General features: G+C 67.0%; 14 protein-coding genes and 1 pseudogene. 10 read left to right on the top strand and 5 right to left on the bottom strand.

Annotated elements, in window-relative coordinates; all coding sequences use genetic code 11:
* Positions 1 to 90 precede the first annotated feature (90 nt).
* Entirely contained in the window at positions 91 to 1179 is a 1089-nt protein-coding gene (locus ACFXN1_RS20135) for a KH domain-containing protein (protein ID WP_379438467.1), read from the bottom strand.
* Positions 1180 to 1337: 158 nt separating this feature from the next.
* Positions 1338 to 2789: a hypothetical protein gene (locus ACFXN1_RS20140; RefSeq protein ID WP_379438468.1), complete on the bottom strand. Its 1452-nt coding sequence runs from the start codon at positions 2787 to 2789 to the stop codon at positions 1338 to 1340.
* Positions 2790 to 3300: 511 nt separating this feature from the next.
* On the opposite strand from ACFXN1_RS20140, the gene ACFXN1_RS20145 reads away from it, so the two are divergent.
* From ACFXN1_RS20145 to ACFXN1_RS20170, 6 genes are all read left to right on the top strand, one after another.
* Positions 3301 to 3981: a hypothetical protein gene (locus ACFXN1_RS20145; protein ID WP_379438470.1), complete on the top strand. Its 681-nt coding sequence runs from the start codon at positions 3301 to 3303 to the stop codon at positions 3979 to 3981.
* A gap of 2 nt (positions 3982 to 3983) precedes the next feature.
* Positions 3984 to 4973 (top strand): protein phosphatase 2C domain-containing protein, encoded by a 990-nt coding sequence (locus ACFXN1_RS20150; RefSeq protein ID WP_379438471.1) that lies wholly within the window; start codon positions 3984 to 3986, stop codon positions 4971 to 4973.
* Between the two features lie 86 nt (positions 4974 to 5059).
* On the top strand, positions 5060 to 6538 hold the full coding sequence (locus tag ACFXN1_RS20155; protein WP_379438473.1) for a hypothetical protein: 1479 nt from the start codon (positions 5060 to 5062) through the stop codon (positions 6536 to 6538).
* A gap of 261 nt (positions 6539 to 6799) precedes the next feature.
* Entirely contained in the window at positions 6800 to 8137 is a 1338-nt protein-coding gene (locus ACFXN1_RS20160) for a hypothetical protein (RefSeq protein ID WP_379438474.1), read from the top strand.
* A 52-nt stretch (positions 8138 to 8189) separates the two neighbouring features.
* A complete protein-coding gene (locus ACFXN1_RS20165; protein ID WP_379438476.1) occupies positions 8190 to 8567 on the top strand; it encodes a hypothetical protein in 378 nt (125 codons plus the stop codon).
* Positions 8568 to 8974: 407 nt separating this feature from the next.
* On the top strand, positions 8975 to 10129 hold the full coding sequence (locus ACFXN1_RS20170; protein ID WP_379398523.1) for a fatty acid desaturase family protein: 1155 nt from the start codon (positions 8975 to 8977) through the stop codon (positions 10127 to 10129).
* Positions 10130 to 10159: 30 nt separating this feature from the next.
* Here the strand turns inward: ACFXN1_RS20170 and ACFXN1_RS20175 are convergent, their stop codons facing one another.
* Positions 10160 to 10645, bottom strand: coding sequence for a peptidylprolyl isomerase (locus ACFXN1_RS20175; protein ID WP_379398521.1), 486 nt, complete (start codon positions 10643 to 10645; stop codon positions 10160 to 10162).
* 117 nt (positions 10646 to 10762) lie between these two features.
* Here ACFXN1_RS20175 and ACFXN1_RS20180 point away from each other — a divergent pair, with 117 nt between their 5' ends.
* The gene (locus ACFXN1_RS20180; protein ID WP_379398519.1) at positions 10763 to 11653 is read left to right on the top strand and encodes a DUF5995 family protein; all 891 of its coding nucleotides are present in this window, start codon (positions 10763 to 10765) and stop codon (positions 11651 to 11653) included.
* A 63-nt stretch (positions 11654 to 11716) separates the two neighbouring features.
* Here the strand turns inward: ACFXN1_RS20180 and ACFXN1_RS20185 are convergent, their stop codons facing one another.
* Entirely contained in the window at positions 11717 to 12139 is a 423-nt protein-coding gene (locus ACFXN1_RS20185) for a hypothetical protein (protein WP_379438477.1), read from the bottom strand.
* Between the two features lie 140 nt (positions 12140 to 12279).
* On the opposite strand from ACFXN1_RS20185, the gene ACFXN1_RS20190 reads away from it, so the two are divergent.
* Entirely contained in the window at positions 12280 to 13077 is a 798-nt protein-coding gene (locus ACFXN1_RS20190; protein WP_364614864.1) for an IclR family transcriptional regulator, read from the top strand.
* Between the two features lie 83 nt (positions 13078 to 13160).
* Positions 13161 to 16505: pseudogene (locus ACFXN1_RS20195) on the top strand (NAD-glutamate dehydrogenase); the annotation flags it as partial.
* Between the two features lie 4 nt (positions 16506 to 16509).
* On the opposite strand, the gene hutC reads toward ACFXN1_RS20195, so the two are convergent.
* A complete protein-coding gene (gene hutC / locus ACFXN1_RS20200) occupies positions 16510 to 17265 on the bottom strand; it encodes a histidine utilization repressor (RefSeq protein WP_379438494.1) in 756 nt (251 codons plus the stop codon).
* 197 nt (positions 17266 to 17462) lie between these two features.
* Between hutC and hutU the strand changes: the two genes are divergently transcribed.
* Positions 17463 to 19133: a urocanate hydratase gene (gene hutU, locus ACFXN1_RS20205; RefSeq protein ID WP_379398515.1), complete on the top strand. Its 1671-nt coding sequence runs from the start codon at positions 17463 to 17465 to the stop codon at positions 19131 to 19133.
* Positions 19134 to 19137 lie beyond the last annotated feature (4 nt).

Consider the following 19137-nt stretch of genomic DNA (forward strand, 5'->3'; position numbering starts at 1 on the left):
CGCCGACGGGCAAACCGATGCGGCACCCGGCGATCGGGCCGCCTGCCGGTACCGCCGCCAACCGGTGGGAAGTCGAATCGACCGGCACGGTCATCGTCGCCTTCCTTCGATCTGCACCTTGACGCCGAGCTCCTCGGTGTAGCGCTGGATGCTCTGACCGCGGGTACCGATGAAATGTCCGCGCAGGTGCTCCGGAACCTTCACGAAGAGCATTGCGGCCCTTACTTTTCCGTCACGGATGCTCGCCGCCTTGAATTCGGCCAACTCGATGACCTCGGCGATTTCGGGCCCGAATCGAGGGTTGTTCTCGACCACCAACTCCCGAAGCCGCTTCACCAACCGCTCCCCCTCCAGCGATGTCTGTGCTACCGCCTCGGCCTGCCGTTTCCATTCCGCCCGAGCCCGGTCGAAGGCGTTGGCCGACGCCTTGTTCCCGCGCACAGCGTGTCCTTCCGCTTCGAGCAATCGCTGAATGCCCGGATAATCGATGGCCAGATTCAGGTGACCGCAATTGCGCAGAGTGTGAGCGAAGCCCTGCAGGCTGGGCAACCGCTCCCGCCACCGGCGGCCCGACGCGCCGGCTATGATCCGGAAGATCAGCTCGTCCGGGGGCAACCCGCGCACCCGGGAATGAATTGCGCACAGGCCCAGTCCCATTCGCTCGCCGCCGAAAACTTGCCAGCGTGTCGCGTGCCGGGTGCACATCCGCAGGGAACACTGGGAGAACGATCGCGATACACACTCGCAACGAACGGTGCCGATGTCCTTGCATCCTGGCTGCTCACAACGAGGGAAAACATCCCCGTAGCACGACGGGCAATAAGCAACATCAGGGTCTCGCGGATGACGGCGGCGGTGCGCCCCGCACCACGCCTTCTCGCGACGGCAAGCCCTTCCCGCGCAACGGAATTCGGCCGGGTTCGCACACGTTTGGCAGGGCGGACGGTGGTCCTGGCAGGTCGGGGTCAGCGCACCGTCGAGAATCGCGACGTGGCGGTCGCAGACCCGATTGTCCTTGGCGTCGGGCGGGCAAGCCGAACAGATGAAAGGCGCGTACGCCTCGCAGTGCCTGCACCGGTATTGCACCCGTGGCCGCTCTCGCACGGCGACGATGCTGAATCGGGTTCCAGCGTCGATACTCCCGAGGCCCGGGGGCATCCACACCACCTCCAGCCGCACCTCACCGTCCGGGCTGTTGAGGGTGTGCACCGGTCCCTGACGCAGGGGGCGGCCATACAAGGCAGGCTCCAACTCCTCCCACAGCGCCGCGAACTCCTCGGGCGTCCCGGGTACGGCACGGAATTCACGCAGGTCGAGTATCAGTTCGACGGGCTCATTCATGATCGAGCAGTCCCCTCATCACCGCGCCTCCGCTTCGCGCCATGACCCCGAGCGCCGTCTTTCCTACCGCCGTTGGGGTCACCGCCCCGACGTCTGCCGTCCCGGTCTTCTCCTTGTTTCGTACGCCGATCCACTCGGGGCCGGCTGCCCGAAGTCTCGTCTCTGCTCTGACGGGGTCGTCCTTTGGTCGAGGTGGGCTGTGCATCGGCGATACGACTTCGCCAGGAGCCCAAAACGATCGAGGTCCGCCCAGGGATGGAATGTTGCAGCCACTCCAACAACGGGCCACCGGGGGTGGCGTCGGCCAATGCGCCGAGACATCGACCGAGTAGTTCCCCCTCGCCGTCGCCCGCCCAGCGCGTCAACATATCCGATTCGGTCGTTTCTCGTTTGACCCCGAGCTCCGGCAGATCGAGGGGTAGTAATACGGGGGCGAGTTCTGCGACGTCGGCATCGAGATTACGTAGTTCCACCGCCGCCGAGCGGATCAACGACCTTGCGACATCTCGCGCGTCCCGCATCGGCGGTTCGGACGCTTCCCGACGGTTCGCGACCTTCGACCGATCGGTCGCGCCATTCGGCCCTTGCCGCGCCGGTTGTCCCTCGTCAACGGCCAGTCGCGCGCGCAGTCCCTCTGCAACCGCACGAGCGCGGTTGTCCTCCAGCACTCGCTGCTGCGTATTACCGACCCGCCGACCGTCGCGAACCAATCGCCTGGCCTGCATTGCCAACGCCGCCAACAATAATGCTTGCGCACGGATCCCGGCCAGTGTCGCCGCCGCGTCCAGGCAGCGCACAGAAACGGTCAACGTGCCGTCCGGCTCGTGCGAGGGATATACGTCCATGCGGTCGAGCAACTCCACGCCGTCCCGGCGGCGCAATTCAACCTTGACTCGATCCAAGTGCTCGGGGGCTGTCGAGGCGAGGAACCTGGTCGCCAGATGCGAAGCCGAGCCTGCGAGCCATCGCGACCCGATGCGGTCCAGCGGCGCACCGGCCACAGTGATGCCACGTCCGAACAGCGCGACCAGCGCGGGTATCTGAGAGCGCAGCAGGTTACACAACACCTCCTGCTCCGCCGAGGAAAGTACCGCAAGGGTATGCAGGTCACCGCCGGAAATCGCTGTGCGCCATGATGTTCCGACCCCCGTCGGCACCAGCATGCCCCCGTTCCCTCGCACGCGCTCGGCCAACTGCCCGAAGGTGACCGCCAGCGCCGAGAAGGTTTCGTCGCGTGCGATACGCGTACCGAGCCAGACCATCGGCACACTTACCACGAATAGCCCGGGTTGCCCAGCGACCGGCAGAACCCGCGCGCCCGGTATCGAAGCAAAGGCATGATCCATGAGGGTCGGCTCCACACCGTGGATCGCGAATGCCTTGTCGAATCGCTGCCGTGTCGCCCCGATTCGGGTCAAACTCACAAGCACATGAATATGGTCGCCCAAGACGGCCACCTTTGTTACGCGTTTGCGCACAGCACACAGCCGACAGCTAAAGGCTCACAGCGCAGGAGGATTGGACCAACAAACAGACCGATAGTTACGTTGCTACCGAATACGGCTCGCCGACGAGTCTGGGATGGCCTACGAATCGTTACACGGAGCGGAGGTTCGAATCCTTTCGAGCACACGGTATTTCCATCCAACCGGCCGGTTTTACCTGTCCGCTTGGTCGGACGGTTCGACGAGAATTCAGGTGCAGGACCGGTTTCCCCGCGTTCCGATCAGCGAGTGGCCCGCCGCACGATTGGCTCCGTCGCCAGTGCGTGATCACCTGAAGGCGGGCACAGTTCTGGCAAATGCTCTCTGCCGGGAAATATTTCGACATCGGTTAGGCAACAAGGCTGTGTAATCCACCCGTCTAAGTCTGGATGGCGGGCCTACCGTATAGGTATCGATCGATCCTCGGGGTCTCGGGTAGGAGGGGCTCGCGAGAGAGCATCCGAAGGGGGCCCTCATGCCCGAAATCAAGGGAGTGTTGCTGCCCGCCTATGTGCTGGCCGACGAGTCGGGCTCGATGGGTCCGTTTCGCAGGGACCTGTACAACGGGCTGGTCTCACTGTGCGAAGGATTGCGCGCCGAGCCCATGATCGCCGCGAAGCTTCGGCTCGCGATTCTCGGATTTTCCGACGACGTGCAGGTACGCCTGGCCATCGCGGACATGCGGGTGCAGACTGCGCTCCCTCAGGTCATCATTCGCGGATTGACCAACTATCAAGCGGTGTTCGACGACCTACTACGCCGGATCCCCGACGATGTGCAGTGGCTTCGTGGGGAAGGCTACAAGGTTCACCGCCCAGTGGTGTTCATGCTCAGTGACGGCCAGCCGACCGACGGCGGCGCCTGGCGCGGCCCGCACAGCGTGCTGACCGACAAGTGCAGGACTCCCGCCGCCCCCAACATCATCATGTGCGGCATCGGGGACGCCCAGCCCACCACGATGGTCGAAGTAGCCACCCGCCCCGAGTTCGCGTTCATCGCCAAACCTGGAGTCGACATCGGCCAGGCAATCGCGGAATTCTTCCACGCACTGACCGCCAGCCTGGTCGCATCCGGCATTGCGCTGAATTCCGGTACGCCACAACTGGTTATCAATAGGCCTGACCAGTTCACCATGGCAATCGACGAGGTCGGCTAGCGATGTCGCCGCTCTGGCAGCGCAAACCCGCGGCAGACATCGGCCTCGCCGACGACAGCGACATCGGCCCCGCCACACCACATCCCGCCTCGGTCACCGCGGCGCAGGAGCCGTGGGAACCGATTGAAGTGGACGAGGCCGGTCCCGTTTTCGAGGCTCGCCCGCCGTCTGGTCCCGACTGCTTCGGCTTTCCAGACAGCGAATGCGATGGCTGGTCCACCACTGACCTGACCTTGCGCTATGCCACCGTCCGTGGCGCCCGGCATCGTTATCACCGCCAACCACGCCAGGATTCGGTGCGCGCCGCGCTGGACGAACGCTCCGGCACGATCGTGTTCGCGGTGGCGGACGGCGTATCCAGCGCCACACTGTCACATCGCGGTGCAAAGGAAGTATGCGAGGTCGCTGTCGGCCGGATGCTGGACCGTCTGTCCGATGACCCGCGCTGGGCCGACTTCGACGACCTGGCAAGGTGTGGCGCCGAGCGGCTGGCAGAAATTGCACGCTGGTGGCTGGGTGAAGCGCGGCCGACGCCAGCACAGGTCGCGCAACTCTACGCGACCACCCTGGTGGCGGGCCTGATCTGGTCACATCCGGAGGGGCCCGTGGCGGAACTTTGCCGGGTCGGCGACTCGGGGGCTTGGATCCTGGACCTCGCCGATGGGCGCTATCACTCGCTGTTCGATTCCGAAACCGACGCGCAATCCGACGTGGTGTCCACCGGTGTCACACCGCTGCCACATGTGCCGGATCGGATGGAACGAGTCAGCCGGCAACTGACTCCGTCGCAAGTTCTGCTGGTGGGCACCGACGGCTTCGGTCTCCCGCTGGGCGACGGCGACGGCCGGATCGGCGGTCTTTTCGCACACCATCTCGGGTCACCGCCGACGCCGACATGGCTCGCCCATGTGCTGGACTTCTCCCGCGCGACATTCGACGATGACCGCACTCTGCTTGCCGTCTGGCCCCGAATCCCGTCGAGGACACGATGACGTCGGCACCAGCACACACTGTCGACCACGCGAACCTCGTGCTTGGTCGGCGGGTCGGCCAGGGTGGGCAAGGCGCGGTCCACGAGGTGACCAACCGGAAGATCACCATCGGTGGCGGCCCTGGCTGGCCGGTGGTCTTCAAGGAATACGGCGCGGCATTGCTGCCACAGCTCGATGCCGCCGCGCTGATCGAGATGGTGAACCTACTGTTCGGGCTCAGCGCGACCGAAGGTGAATGGTTGTGCGAGCACGCAGCGTGGCCCTCGGCGGTCGTCGAACGCCACGGCCGGGCGTGCGGATTTCTCATGCGCTCGGTGCCCGACCGATTCCGGTTCGATCTGCGCAGCCTGTCCGGGACCACGTCGACCACCCGGCGGCTGACGAACTTCGAGTATCTGCTCAACGATGACGCCTACATCGCCGGAATCGGGTTGAGAATCAACGACACGGACCGGCTGCGACTGCTGGCCGACTTGGCCGCCACGCTGACCCGGCTGCATCGGCTCGGCATTGTCGTGGGAGATCTGTCACCGAAGAATCTGCTGTTCAGCACCATGCCGGACCCAGCCTGCTTCCTCCTCGACTGCGACGCCATGCGGCTGTATGGGGCAAGTGTGCTGCCACAAGCCGAAACCCCTGACTGGCAGCTACCGCGAGGCGAGGAGAAGGCTACTCGGCCCGGTGACGTATACAAGCTCGGGTTGCTCGCGATCCGACTATTCGAGCGCAACCAGACCACCACGGACCCGACGGCGCTCGACGCGATCACACCTGCCCTCGGCAATCTCGCGCAGACCAGTCTCTCCCCCGAACCCGAACGCAGACCGAGCCCCGCGCTGTGGACCGAAATGCTTTCTGCCGCAGTCCCGACCGTCCGCACAGCGCTGCCGCCCCCACCGGCCGTGGCGAGACAGGTGTCGAGCGTGGCCGGGCTACCCCGGACCCCCGCAATCAAGTGGCCGACCACTGGGATCCTCAGCGCCGCAGTGCTCGCCATCGCGGTGGTCGTGATTATCGCACTGGTGGTGGCGCTGGTGAACAAAGGTCCGAATTCCACCCGCGATACCAGCCTGCAGGCCGGGACGACAACCGACGAGCACAGCCTCTATTCATCGACAACAACGACCCGCGCTCCGGTAACCCAGGTCGGCGTCGTAACCATCGAATCCTCGCTAATCGGCGACCCGCGAGCGGTCGCGGTGGCCACCACGCTGAACACCTACTTCAGCGGGATCAACAGCCACGACTACGACGCGGCGCTGGGTGCGCTGGACCCGTCAGGCCCCTTCGACACCAGCAACCAACGAAGCCGGGCCAACTTCGCCGACAACCTGTCCACGACCTTCGACCGAAATATCGAGCTGATCGACCTCACACCCAATGGCGGGTCGACCGCGACCGCGGCCAGGATCACTTTTCAGAGTACCCAGGCCGCTGGCATGGGCCCCAAGGGACAGGAGTGGGAGACCTGCACGAATTGGGATCTGATGGACAGTCTCACGTCCACAGGCAGCACATATCTGATCTATCGCACCGCCACGGTCGTCCCGCCAAGCTCGTGCTGAGGCCGGAATTCCTTATACCCCAGAAGAATTAGCGAAATCGGAGGGGAGATGCCGACCTGGAGCAACAATCCGAACGGAGCCCTGCAGCCCACTTCGACCGGGGGCGCGGCGTCATCCGGCGGACCTGCGGCCACTTACGGCGGCGCTTCGACCCCGGCGGCCCCGGCTGCGCCACCGGGCACGCCCGGGGCGTCACAAGCCTCGGCACGAATATCCGCCGCGACCAGATATCTGTGTGTCGCCATGCATCTCGATAGCCGAATGGCACGGACGGTCATCGAATCCGTGCTCGAAGAACCTCGGCTGGCGGTGACCCGATCGCCGGCGGTGGACATGGTCACCGTCTGCTTGCACGCTGTGGCGGCGAGCCACAGACAAGCCATGCGCGACGGGCTGCTCGTCTGCACGTTGGTACTGGCGGCATTCGCGATATCCGGGTTTCCGGAACGGTTGCCATTGGTCGGGCTCGCGCTGGTGCTCGCCTGGGGCACCGTCTTCGCCGAAGCGTGCATCGCCTACTGGGGCGCCACGGCTCAGAGCCTTCGGAAGGACAACTTCCCGACCACCTCCCCGCCGCCCGCGCCGACCGTCCGCATCCGGCAGCAGATCGCCCACGTGGCGGCCCATGCCGCGGGCAATGTGACGGTTTATCGCGGGTACAACCCGTTCGGCGGTCACGGGTGGATCCGGGGCGGCTGGTCGCTCGCACTGGACACGACCAAACCGCAGGATCCGGCCGTGCCGATCGTGCCGTTCACGGCCGTGGAATTGAATGCCCGACTCGGCGCGGATCTCGGTAGGCTCGACATCCCCGACCTCACTGTCAGCAATCGACTGCTGGTCAATGGTGCTGACGTACACGACGATCGACGCTTCGTCCCCGATCCATATGGTGCACCGAAGCCGTGGACGGATCAGGCCACCCTCGCACAGTTGATGACTCGGCCCGAAGATCGTGCTCGACCATATCTCACCGTCGAGATCATCTGCTGGGACGGCGAATTGGTGTGGTCAGCGTTCATCCGGCTGGTGCTGAACGACAATTCGCTGTTCGTCGAGACGAACTACACAGTGCTGCCGCCGTACGCTCCCGACTACTACGCGATCGACGATCTGCTGGCTCGGCCGACCGCGGGTCAGATCCTGCGGCTGGGAGTGCGCTGCGGGGGCAGGTTGCCAAGGGCTTTGCTCGACTCCGTCCCCGGCGTCTCCTACCAGGCGTTCGCCGGGCTGCGCTGCTGGCGCAAGGACCGGCGTCAGCAGCGTCTGATCCGCGAACTGTCCCGTTTTCACCACGGTGCGCTGACCAGCCCCCGTGAGAACGCCGCGAACCGCGATGCGCGGGGCGGGATCGTCTATCACCGCTATTTCCAGAGCCTGGATGAGCAGATGGTCATGAAGATCGTCGACAAACGCATCTTCAACACTCTGGTCACCTTCCTGTCCGAGAAGAACGTCGATCCCGACGAGTTGAAGCGGCGCAGCGAGCACATCATCAACAACAGCGTCGCGATCGGAGGCGACGTGCACATGGTCAACTCGGCACTGGGCGGCGCGGCGGCCACGGTCAGGTCGTCAACTTTCTCAGGCGCCGTCTAGCCGTCGAAATACCAGCAGCACAACCGAATCCGTTCCTTCGAAAGGCGGCACGATGCAGCGGGACGAGCACTCCGCGGTGAACATCGGCGGCGACGTCACCATGACCGGTTCGGCATTGGCCGGCCGGGACGCGCATGTCGTGCAAGCAGGTCCCGGCGCAGCGGTCACAGTCGCGTCCGATCCGGCGGCCATTCGCCGCGCGTTACTCGACCTCGCCGAACAAATCCGCAGCGGCGAAACGGATTTGCCGGATCGAGATGACATAGCAGACACCGTCGACCGCGCCGCAACCGAGGTTGCCCAGGAGCGCCCCAATAGAACCTATCTCGCCGGACTGATGCAGGCTGTGGGCCGTGCCGTCGAGACAGTCGGCTCGTTGGCACGAGCCGTCACGGCCATCCAAGGCGCGATCGACGGTCTTTTCGGCTGATTTCCTGGTTCTCGCACCGATTAGGGCAAGAGCTCGCGCATCGTCGCCTCCCTGCCGATATCCGGACTCGCAGGGCCGTGCCGAGTTGAGCCCGAAGCCGACACCACGCACACACCCGATACTTCTTCCAGGACAGCGCCTTCCCGGCCTCGAGGACCAGCTGATCCGCAGCGGACGGTCGGCGTTCGGCCGCTGGATCGTGAACGGTCGCGAAATCGTCATGCAGATGTGTTGGTGCTTCGTATGTTCGTTCACCTGATGGTGGCCGCGGCGCGACACGCTGGTGCCGGGTGCGCGGGCCCGCTGGCGGTGCCGTGCGCGGCCCGGGCCGAATTCGGAATCCCGTGCGGCGGCGGGCGCTCGCGGAGCGATCGCTGGACACCACGACAGCAGGATGTGCAGAACCCTTGGTAATCGAGACGGTACGACACCGGCCGGCGGTGCAGGAGATCCCGCCACCGGTGATGGCCGAATCCGCGCCGACGCGTGGTAGTGAGTACGCGGCCTTGTTGCGGCAGGTACGGCAAGCGGGTCTGCTCGACCGGCGAATGCGGTATTACGGGTGGAAAACCGCGTTCACCGCAACGGCTTTCGCGGCCGGATGGGCGGCACTGTGGGTGATCGGCGACTCGTGGTGGCAACTAGGCACCGCGGTCTTCCTGGCCGCTGTATTCGCGCAGCTCGCGTTCCTCGGACATGATGCCGGGCACAAACAGATCTTCCGAACCCGTCGTGCCAATCATCTGTACGGGCTCATCGTTGGGAATCTCGCCACCGGAGTGAGCATCGGCTGGTGGACCAGCAATCACAACCGTCATCATGCGCACCCCAACACCGAGGGCGCGGACCCCGACGTCGCGGGAATCCTGGCCCACTCCGGCGAACGAGCGATCACCGGAAAAGGCTGGCGGCGCTTCGTCTTCCGCTACCAGGCCTGGCTCTTCTTCCCGATGCTGTTCCTCGAGGCGGGCAGCCTGCACAACTCGAGCGTGCGCGCCGTGTTGAAATGGCCCATCCCACACCGTATCCGGGAGGCCGCGTTGCTCTCCGCACACGCGATCGCCTACCCGACCGCGGTCTTCCTGGCGCTGTCACCGGTCAAGGCGCTGGCCTTCATCGCTGTCCAGCAGGGCCTGTTCGGCTTCTACATGGGCTGCACCTTCGCGCCCAATCACAAAGGCATGGCCGTTCTCTCCGCCGACGACAACACCGACTTCCTCCGCCGGCAAGTCCTGACCTCCCGGAACGTACGCGGCGGACCCCTGATCGACCTCGCGCTGGGCGGACTCAACTACCAGATCGAACACCACCTCTTCCCCTCCATGCCCCGGCCCGCCCTCCGCAGCGCCCAACCCCTGGTCCGAGCCTTCTGCGCCGAACTCGCCATCCCCTACGCCGAGACCTCCCTCCTCACCTCCTACAGCCAAGCCCTCCGCCACCTGAACACCGTCGCCCGCCACACCCGCTCCGCGAATAGCGCGGACCGATCTATCCACCCGCTTTCGGACGAGGCCCTGGCACAGGCGGCAGGTTCGCGTCTACCGGCGGACACCGCGGGGTGACGGTGGCAGACAGCGCGCCTACTTCGTACCTCAGTGGTCGTGGTCGTCCTCGCCGTGCGGGTGGCCGTGGGCGAGTTCGTCCTCGCTGGCGTCGCGGATGTCGACGACCTTGACGGTGAAGTGCAAGCGCTGACCGGCGAGCGGATGGTTGGCGTCGATGGTCACCTCGTCGCCGTCGACCTGGCGGACGGTGACGATCTGCGAATCGCCGTCCGGCGCCTCGGCGTGGAACTCCATTCCGGGCTCGAGCTCGTCCACGCCCTCGAACATGTCGCGGGGCACGGCGCTGACCAGTTCGGCCAGGTACTCACCGTAGGCGTCCTCGGGCTCCACCACGACGACCAGCTCGTCGCCGGTGTTCTTGCCCTCGAGGGCCTGCTCCAGGCCCGGCACGATGTTGTCCGCGCCGTGCAGGTACACCAGCGGCGCCTCGCCGACGGAAGTGTCCAGCACCTCGCCGTCATCGGCCTTCAGCGTGTATTCGATGGAGACAACCTTGTCAGCGGCGATCGACATGGCGGTAACCCTTTCACAGAGGAATCCGGACCGCGCAAATGTATCCCGTCAACTTTCCGGCGCCTGCTCGGCGTGTCCGCCGGGCGCTCGCGGGCCGCCACTGCTAAGAACCCCATCGTGCCCGATGCATTTTGGCATTTCGTTGCCGCACTGTCCGTTTCCGCCACCGCAGTGGTCGCGCCCGCGACCGCACTCGCCGCACCACCGTCCACGCCGGAATGCGCGACCACCCTGTCCGCCGCCGAGAACGACGAGATCGCCCGGCTCGCCGATACCGGCACACTCGCCGGCGACGACGAACTCGCACTGCTCGAGGACGCCGTGTCCCGCGACCACCTGATCACCCGGATCCTCGAGCAGCACGCGGACCGCCGAGGCAGCTTCGCCACCGGTCTGGACGTCGTCGAGCAGCAGGCGGTGCTGCCGCTGCAGCGCGATCCGCAAGCGTTCGCCGACCCGGAGTACGCCCACCGGGTCAGCTTCGATCTGTTGCGCCGGTTCCTCGACAATGTGCATGCCGAGTTCGGCGGCGGCACGCCGGAACCACACTGGGCCAACTACTTCGCGCTCGCCGCGGACTGCGCGGCCTCACCCGGCCGCGTCGCGCTCGCCGGCTACAACGCGCATCTGATCGTCGATCTGCCACGGGCGGTCGCCGAGGCCGGATCGACACCGGCCGACGCCGGGGACTACTTCAAGATCGTGGCCAGCATCGCCCAGACCGGCGATGTCATCACCGAGCGGACCGACCGGATCTACCACGCGAACATGGGCCCGCTGTGGCGGTTCTACTTCTTCGGCGAAGGGCTCGATCAGGTGCTCGGCCAGGGCGTCGCCACCAAGCCGCTGCTGGTCGCCGCCGACCTCGGGGCCAATGTGACGATCTTCGCCAACGGACTCGCCCTCGCGAATCCCGCACTGACGACGGCGACGGCCGCGGAGATCGAACTGGAGCGACAGACCACGGAACGCGCGTTCGACATCCTGGCCCGGCTCAACGGAATCTGAGATCCCATCGAGAGGCGAAAGCAGCTGCCCGGCAGCGGCTTTCGCCTGGCTCGCGCTATCGGCTCACTGGGCCGAGAGGCTGCTGAGGAGTCCCGAGAGGGGGTTGGACGCGGAGGAGCCGGAGCCGCCACCCGACGGGGTGCAGTCGACGACGTTCACGGTGGTGGTCTTGGTGCTGACCACCTCCTGCGTCGCCTCGAGCGTGCGGGAACCGGTGGTGGTGGGCGTCCAGCTGAAGGTGGCCTGGCTGTTGGACACCTTGGAGTTGCCGACCTGGGTGTCATTGTCGGTCAGCGATACGTCGAACAGGAACGAGGTCGCGGTGACGGCGACGGTGACGGTGGTGGCCTGGTTGACACAGACCTGGCTGCCGCTGACCGTGATTCCGGTGACCAGCGCGCTCGCGTCGGGGGCGGTCAGGGCGGCGACGGCGGCCGCGGCGCCGAACGCCGTCGCGCCGATTCCGGCTCGGCGGGAATTCTTCATGGTGGTGCTCCTCACGTATCGCTCACGACAGCGTGAGCAATGAGAAACGATAACGCTTCACTGTTGCGATCGGAGTGGATGCCCGAGACCCACTTCGCCGTCGCCACTGCCGATTCGGCGTCGCTGGCAGAATCCGGGGCATGGCCCAATCTTCGGTTTCGACCACGTCGCCGGCGGTCGGTCGGGCGCTCGACATCCTCGTCCGATTGGCCCAGGGTCCGGGCCCGGTCCGGGCCGCGGCACTCGCCCGCGATCTGGGGCTACCGCGCTCGTCCGTCTACCACATCCTGTCGGTGCTGGTGGACCGCGGATTCGTGGTGTATGTGCCGGGCGAACAGGCCTACGGGCTGGGCGTGACGTCCTTCGAGATCGGTTCGGCCTACCTGCGCCACGAACCGCTGGAACGGCTGGCTCAGCCGATTCTGCACCAGCTGGCCAGGCAGCTCGGGCAGGCCGTGCATCTGGGCATTCTGCACGGCAACGAGACCGTCTACCTACTCAAGGAACGCCCCGGCTCCGGTCCGGCCGCGGAGGTCTCGCTGATCACCGATATCGGGGTTCGGCTGCCGTCGCATCTGACCGCGAACGGGCGGGCGATTCTCGCCTCGCTACCCGATGCCCAGGTGAAAGCGTTGTACGCCAAGCGTTCCGACTTCATCACCCGCACCGGGCGCGGACCCCGGACCTTGACCGAGCTGCGCCGGGACCTGGAACAGATCCGCGCCCGCGGCTGGGCCGAGGAGGTGGAACTGGTGACGGCGGGCCTGCGGTCGGTCGGCACGGCGGTGTTCGACCACAACAGCCGTCCGGTCGCGGCCCTCAGCACCACATGGCGCACGCTGTCCTATCCCGAGCCGGAGGTGGTGGGCCAGGCCCTGCGGTGGGGCGCGGAGCGCCTGACCTCGCGAATCGCGGGTCAGGCACCGGTAGCGCGGTGACTCGGCACCCCTGCTTGTGAGGCCCCTCACAGCGGTTGTATGTTGTTGTATATACAACCGCCGCAACGGGGAGATTTCCGACAATGACGCAGGACTGGGACGACGACCTCTACGCACGCATGGCAGACCACACCCTGGCGAAGGCGTACTCCCGGTCCCTGCCCGAGTGGTACAAACACGATTTCGACCCCGGCCGGGCCGCCGCCGACATCGCCCGCATCGAAACGCTGCACCCCGATTCGTGCGACGTGGCTCTGCACCCACCCACCGGACGGGCGCGCGGACGATTGCGGCTCACGCTCTACATCGCCGGTGCGGCCGTCTCGCTCAGCCGCATCCTGCCGGTCATCCAGTCCCTCGGCGTGGAAGTCCTGGACGAACGCACCTACCCGGTCGACGATGCGGCCGGAAACCAATGCTGGATATACGACTTCGGCCTGGCCTTCGACAGCGAACCGGCACCCGACGACGGCACGCACACCCGCTTCACCGAAGCCTTCGCCGCCGCCTGGCGGGGCGACGCCGAGAGCGACACCTTCAACCGCCTGGTGCTGGGCGCGGGATTGGCCTGGCGTCCGGTGTCGGTACTGCGGGCGTACGCGAAGTACCTGCGGCAGAGCGGATTCCCGTACAGCCCGGAACGGATCGCGGAAGTCCTTGCCGCACACCCCGAATCCGCGCGGCTGCTGGCAGACCTGTTCCACACGCGGTTCGCGCCGGACGGGCACTCCACATCCGCCGAGGCCGACGTGACCGACCGGCTCAACGACGCCATCGGCCGGGTCGTCGGGCTCGAAGCGGACCGCATTCTGCGCGCCCTCACCACGCTGGTGCGGAACACGCTGCGCACCAACTACTTCGTGCGCGACGGCCATGCGACGGCACTGTCGATCAAGCTGGACCCGCAGCGAATCGACGAACTCCCCCATCCCAGGCCACGATTCGAGATCTTCGTCTACTCGCCCCGGGTCGAGGGCGTGCATCTGCGGTTCGGCGCCGTGGCGCGCGGCGGCCTGCGCTGGTCGGACCGCAAGGAGGACCTGCGCACCGAGGTCCTCGGACTGGTCAAGGCGCAGGCGGTGAAGAACGCCGTCATCGTGCCGGTCGGCGCCAAGGGCGGATTCGTCGTCAAACAACCCCCGCGGCCCACCGGCGACGACGCGGCCGACCGCGCCGCCCACCTGGCCGAGGGCATCGCCTGCTACCGGCAGTTCATCGCCGGCCTGCTCGACGTCACCGACAATATCGACGCGGCCACGGGAGCCGTGCTCCCGGCCCGCGACGTGGTCCGCCACGACGGCGACGACACCTACCTGGTGGTGGCCGCGGACAAGGGCACCGCGACCTTCTCCGATATCGCCAACGATGTCGCAGCGGGCTACGGTTTCTGGCTCGGCGACGCGTTCGCCTCGGGCGGATCGGTCGGCTACGACCACAAGGCGATGGGCATCACCGCCCGCGGCGCGTGGGAGAGCGTCGAACGCCACTTCCACGAAATGGGCCGCGACACCAGCACCGCCGACTTCACGGTGGCCGGGATCGGCGATATGAGCGGCGACGTCTTCGGCAACGGCATGCTGCTCAGCGAGCACATCAGGCTGGTCGCCGCGTTCGACCACCGGCACATCTTCCTCGACCCGCAGCCGCGGGCAGCGATCTCCTACGCCGAACGCCGGCGACTGTTCGAACTGCCCCGCTCGTCCTGGGCGGACTACGATCCCACCCTCATCAGCGCCGGCGGCGGGGTGTGGCCGCGATCGGCGAAATCGGTGCCCCTCAGTCCCGAAGTCCGTGCCGTACTTGGGCTTCCGGAGTCGGTCACGGCGGCGCCACCGAACGAGGTGATCCGCGCGATCCTGCGCGCACCCGTCGACCTGCTGTGGAACGGCGGCGTGGGTACCTACGTCAAGGCCGCCGCCGAATCACACGCCGACGTCGGCGACAAGGCCAATGACGGCGTGCGGGTGAACGCCGCCGACGTGCGGGCCACCGTGGTCGGCGAGGGCGGCAACCTCGGATTCACCGCGCGCGGCCGCATCGAATACGCCTGCGGCGGAGGCAGAATCAACACCGACGCCTTGGACAACTCGGCCGGGGTCGACTGCTCCGACCACGAAGTGAACATCAAGATTCTGCTGGACGGCATGATGTCGGCGGGCCGGGTGGACCGGGCCGAGCGCGACGGGCTGCTGGCCGACATGACCGCCGAGGTCGGCCGGATCGTCCTGCGGGACAACCGTTCCCAGAACCGGGTCCTGGGCGTGAGCCGGGCCGACGCGGCCGCCCGCATCGGCGTGCACGCCCGCATGATCGCGCAGCTGGAGGCCCGACGCGGACTGGTCCGGGCCCTGGAGGCGCTGCCCGACGAGAACGAGCTCACCCGGCGCGCCGACAGCGGCCGCGGTCTGACCTCCCCGGAACTGGCGACCCTGCTGGCGCACGCCAAACTCGCGATCAAGGACGAACTGCTCGCCGGCGACCTGCCCGACGACCCCACGATGCACGATCACCTGCTCGCCTACTTCCCCGCCTCACTGCGAGAACGTTTCGGCGACAGCGTGTCCGAGCACCCGCTGCACCGCGAGATCGTGGCGACACAGCTCGCCAACGATGTGATCGACCACGGCGGAATCAGTGTCGTCTTCCGGCTGGCCGAGGACTCCGCGGCCGGCGGGCCGGACGTGGTGCGCGCCTATCTCGTCGCCGCCCGCATCTTCGGACTGCACCGCCTCTGGGACGACATCGCCGCCAGCGGACTGCCGGCGGCGGTGACCAACGGGCTCGTCCGCACCACGCAGCGGGTGCTCGACCGGGCGGTGCGCTGGCTGCTGGCCAACCGCCCGCAGCCGCTCGACATCGCCACCGAGACAGGCAGATTCGCCCCGCGACTGGCGGCACACGCGCACCTGGTCCCGGAATGGCTGCGCGACCGTGAACTGGCGGACCTGCACGGCCGCATCGCGGACTCGATCGACGCCGGGGTGCCGCACGAGCTGGCCGCCCGGGTGCACCTGCTGCTCGACCAGTTCGGGTTGCTCGACATCATCGAGGTCGCCGACGCGGGCGGTCACGAGGTGGCCGACGTGGCCGGGCTGTACTACGCGCTGAGCCAGCATCTGGGCACAGTGCGCCTACTGCAATCGGTTTCGCGACTGTCCACCGAGAACCGCTGGGGTTCGATGGCCCGGCTGGCCCTGCGCGACGACGTGTACGGATCCCTGCGCCTGCTGTGCCTGGCGCTCCTGGCGGACCGGCCCGATCCGGCCGAGCCGCCCGCCGACACCATCGCCCGGTGGGCGACCCGCAACGCCACCCGCATCCACCGGACCAGCTCCACCCTCACCGAAATCCTCGAGAGCCCGACCGCCGATGTGGCCGCCATGTCCGTGGCGGTGCGTCAGATCCGCGGCCTGGTCCGCACCGGGTAATCCCTCAGGAAGTCTGCGCGTCGAAGGTTCCCGCGAGCCGGTAGCGGGAACCGGGATGCAGCAGCCGTGCCGAACTGACCAGCCGGTCCTCCGACCAGGTACGACGGCGGATCAGCAGACACGGCTCCGACTCGGCGAGCCCGAGCAGGGCGCACTCGTCGGGGGTCGGCAGCACCGCCTCCACCACATGCTCGCCACGACCGAGCGGAGCCACCGACACCAGGTAGGTGTTGGGCGTCGTGGTCGTGAAGTCCTGTTCCAGATAGCGCGGCGCGAACTCGGGATTCACGAAGCGATCCTCCAGCTGGATCGGCAGTCCATCCTCGAAATGCACCAGCTTCGAATGGAAGACGGGACTGCCCTCGGCGACGCCGAGGTCCTGCGCGATCACCGAATCCGCCCGGCGCTCCTCCAGCGACACCACCTCGGCCCGATGCCGGTGGCCCCGGTCCCCGATCTCGTCGGCGATATTGCGCACCTCGACCAGCGCCGAACTGACCTTCCGCTCGGCCACGAACGTGCCGACACCGGTCAGCCGGACCACCAGACCGTCCGCACTCAACTCCCGCAGCGCGCGATTGATCGTCATGCGCGACAGTCCCAGCGCACCGACCAGCTGATTCTCCGACGGCAGCAGCTCGCCCTCCCGCCAGCGCCCCGAGACGATCTGCTCGGTGATCAGATCCTTGACGCGCTGATACGCCGGGGCTGCTCCACGGCCGCGAGCCCGATACAGCGACGCGATATCCACCTCGTCCATCGCCACATTCGTCACCTGTTCCACATCCTGCCCATCGGTGGACACCCGCCCGTTCGGGCCCAAGTGTATCGGCGCTCCGGCGACGCCCCGCAGCGGTCAGGTGTCTCGGATCCGAGAATCTCTCGCGCCGACGCTGTTCCAGGCGTCGAATCCGGGGTGTTATGGGCGTCACGATCAGCCCATACACAGGAGTCCCGATGACCACCAACCCCACGTCCGGCCCCCGCCCGGTCCGTGCGCCGCGCGGCACCGAACTGAACTGCCTCGGCTGGCAGCAGGAGGGCGCCCTGCGCATGCTGATGAACAACCTCGACCCCGAGGTCGCCGAGCGTCCCGACGATCTGGTCGTCTACGGCGGCACCGGCCGCGCCGCCCGCAGCTGGGATGCCTACGACGCCATCGTGCGCACGCTGACCACCCTGAAAGACGATGAGACGCTGCTGGTTCAGTCCGGCAAGCCGGTCGGCGTGATGCGCACCAGCGAATGGGCGCCGCGCGTCCTGCTGGCCAACTCCAACCTCGTCGGCGACTGGGCCAACTGGGAGCAGTTCCGCAAGCTCGAGGCCGAGGGCCTCATGATGTACGGCCAGATGACCGCGGGTTCGTGGATCTACATCGGCAGCCAGGGCATCCTCCAGGGCACCTACGAGACCTTCGGCGCGGTGGCGCGCAAGCGTTTCGGCGGCACCCTCGCCGGCACCATCACCCTGACCGCCGGCGTCGGCGGCATGGGCGGCGCGCAGCCGCTCGCGGTGACCATGAACGACGGCGTGGCGCTGTGCGTCGACGTCGACGTCACCCGCATCGATCGCCGCATCGCGCACGGCTACCTCGACACCAAGGCCGAAAGCCTCGAAGCCGCACTGGAACTGGCCGTCCAGAAGCGCGACGCGCGGGAACCGCTGTCCATCGGCGTGGTCGGCAATGCCGCGGAGATCTTCCCGCGCCTGCTCGCCATGGGCGCGCCGATCGACATCGTGACCGACCAGACCTCGGCCCACGACCCGCTGTCCTACCTGCCGATCGGCGTCGACGTGGCCGACTGGCACCGCCGCGCCGCCGAGGATCCCGCCTGGTTCACCACCGAGGCCCGCAAGTCCATGGCCGCTCACGTCGAGGCCATGGTCGGTTTCCAGGACGCCGGCGCCGAGGTGTTCGACTACGGCAACTCCATCCGCGACGAGGCCCGCAAGGGCGGCTACGAGCGCGCCTTCGAATTCCCGGGATTCGTGCCCGCCTACATCCGGCCGCTGTTCGAAGAGGGCCTGGGCCCGTTCCGCTGGGCCGCCCTGTCCGGCGACCCGAAGGACATCGCCGCCACCGACCAGGCCATTCTCGAGCTGTTCCCGGAGAACGAGCACCTCGAGCGCTGGATCACCATGGCCGGGGAGAAGGTCCACTTCGAGGGCCTGCCCGCCCGCATCTGCTGGCTCGGCTACGGCGAACGCCACCGGGCGGGACTCAAGTTCAACGAGATGGTCGCCTCCGGAGAACTGTCCGCGCCGGTCGCCATCGGCCGTGACCACCTGGACTCCGGTTCCGTCGCCTCCCCCTATCGCGAGACCGAGGCCATGGCCGACGGCTCCGACGCCATCGCCGACTGGCCGCTGCTCAATGCCCTGGTCAACACCGCGTCCGGGGCATCATGGGTGTCGATCCACCACGGCGGCGGAGTGGGCATGGGCCGTTCCATCCACGCCGGGCAGGTGTGCATCGCCGACGGCACCGAACTGGCCGCCCGCAAGCTCGAGCGGGTGCTGTCCAACGATCCCGCCATGGGCGTGATCCGCCACGTCGATGCCGGTTACCAGCACGCGGCAGATGTCGCCGCCACGCGCGGCGTCCGAATCCCGATGCAGGAGAACTGAACTC

The sequence above is a fragment of the Nocardia sp. NPDC059154 genome (genome assembly GCF_042755705.1).
Taxonomy (GTDB): domain Bacteria; phylum Actinomycetota; class Actinomycetes; order Mycobacteriales; family Mycobacteriaceae; genus Nocardia.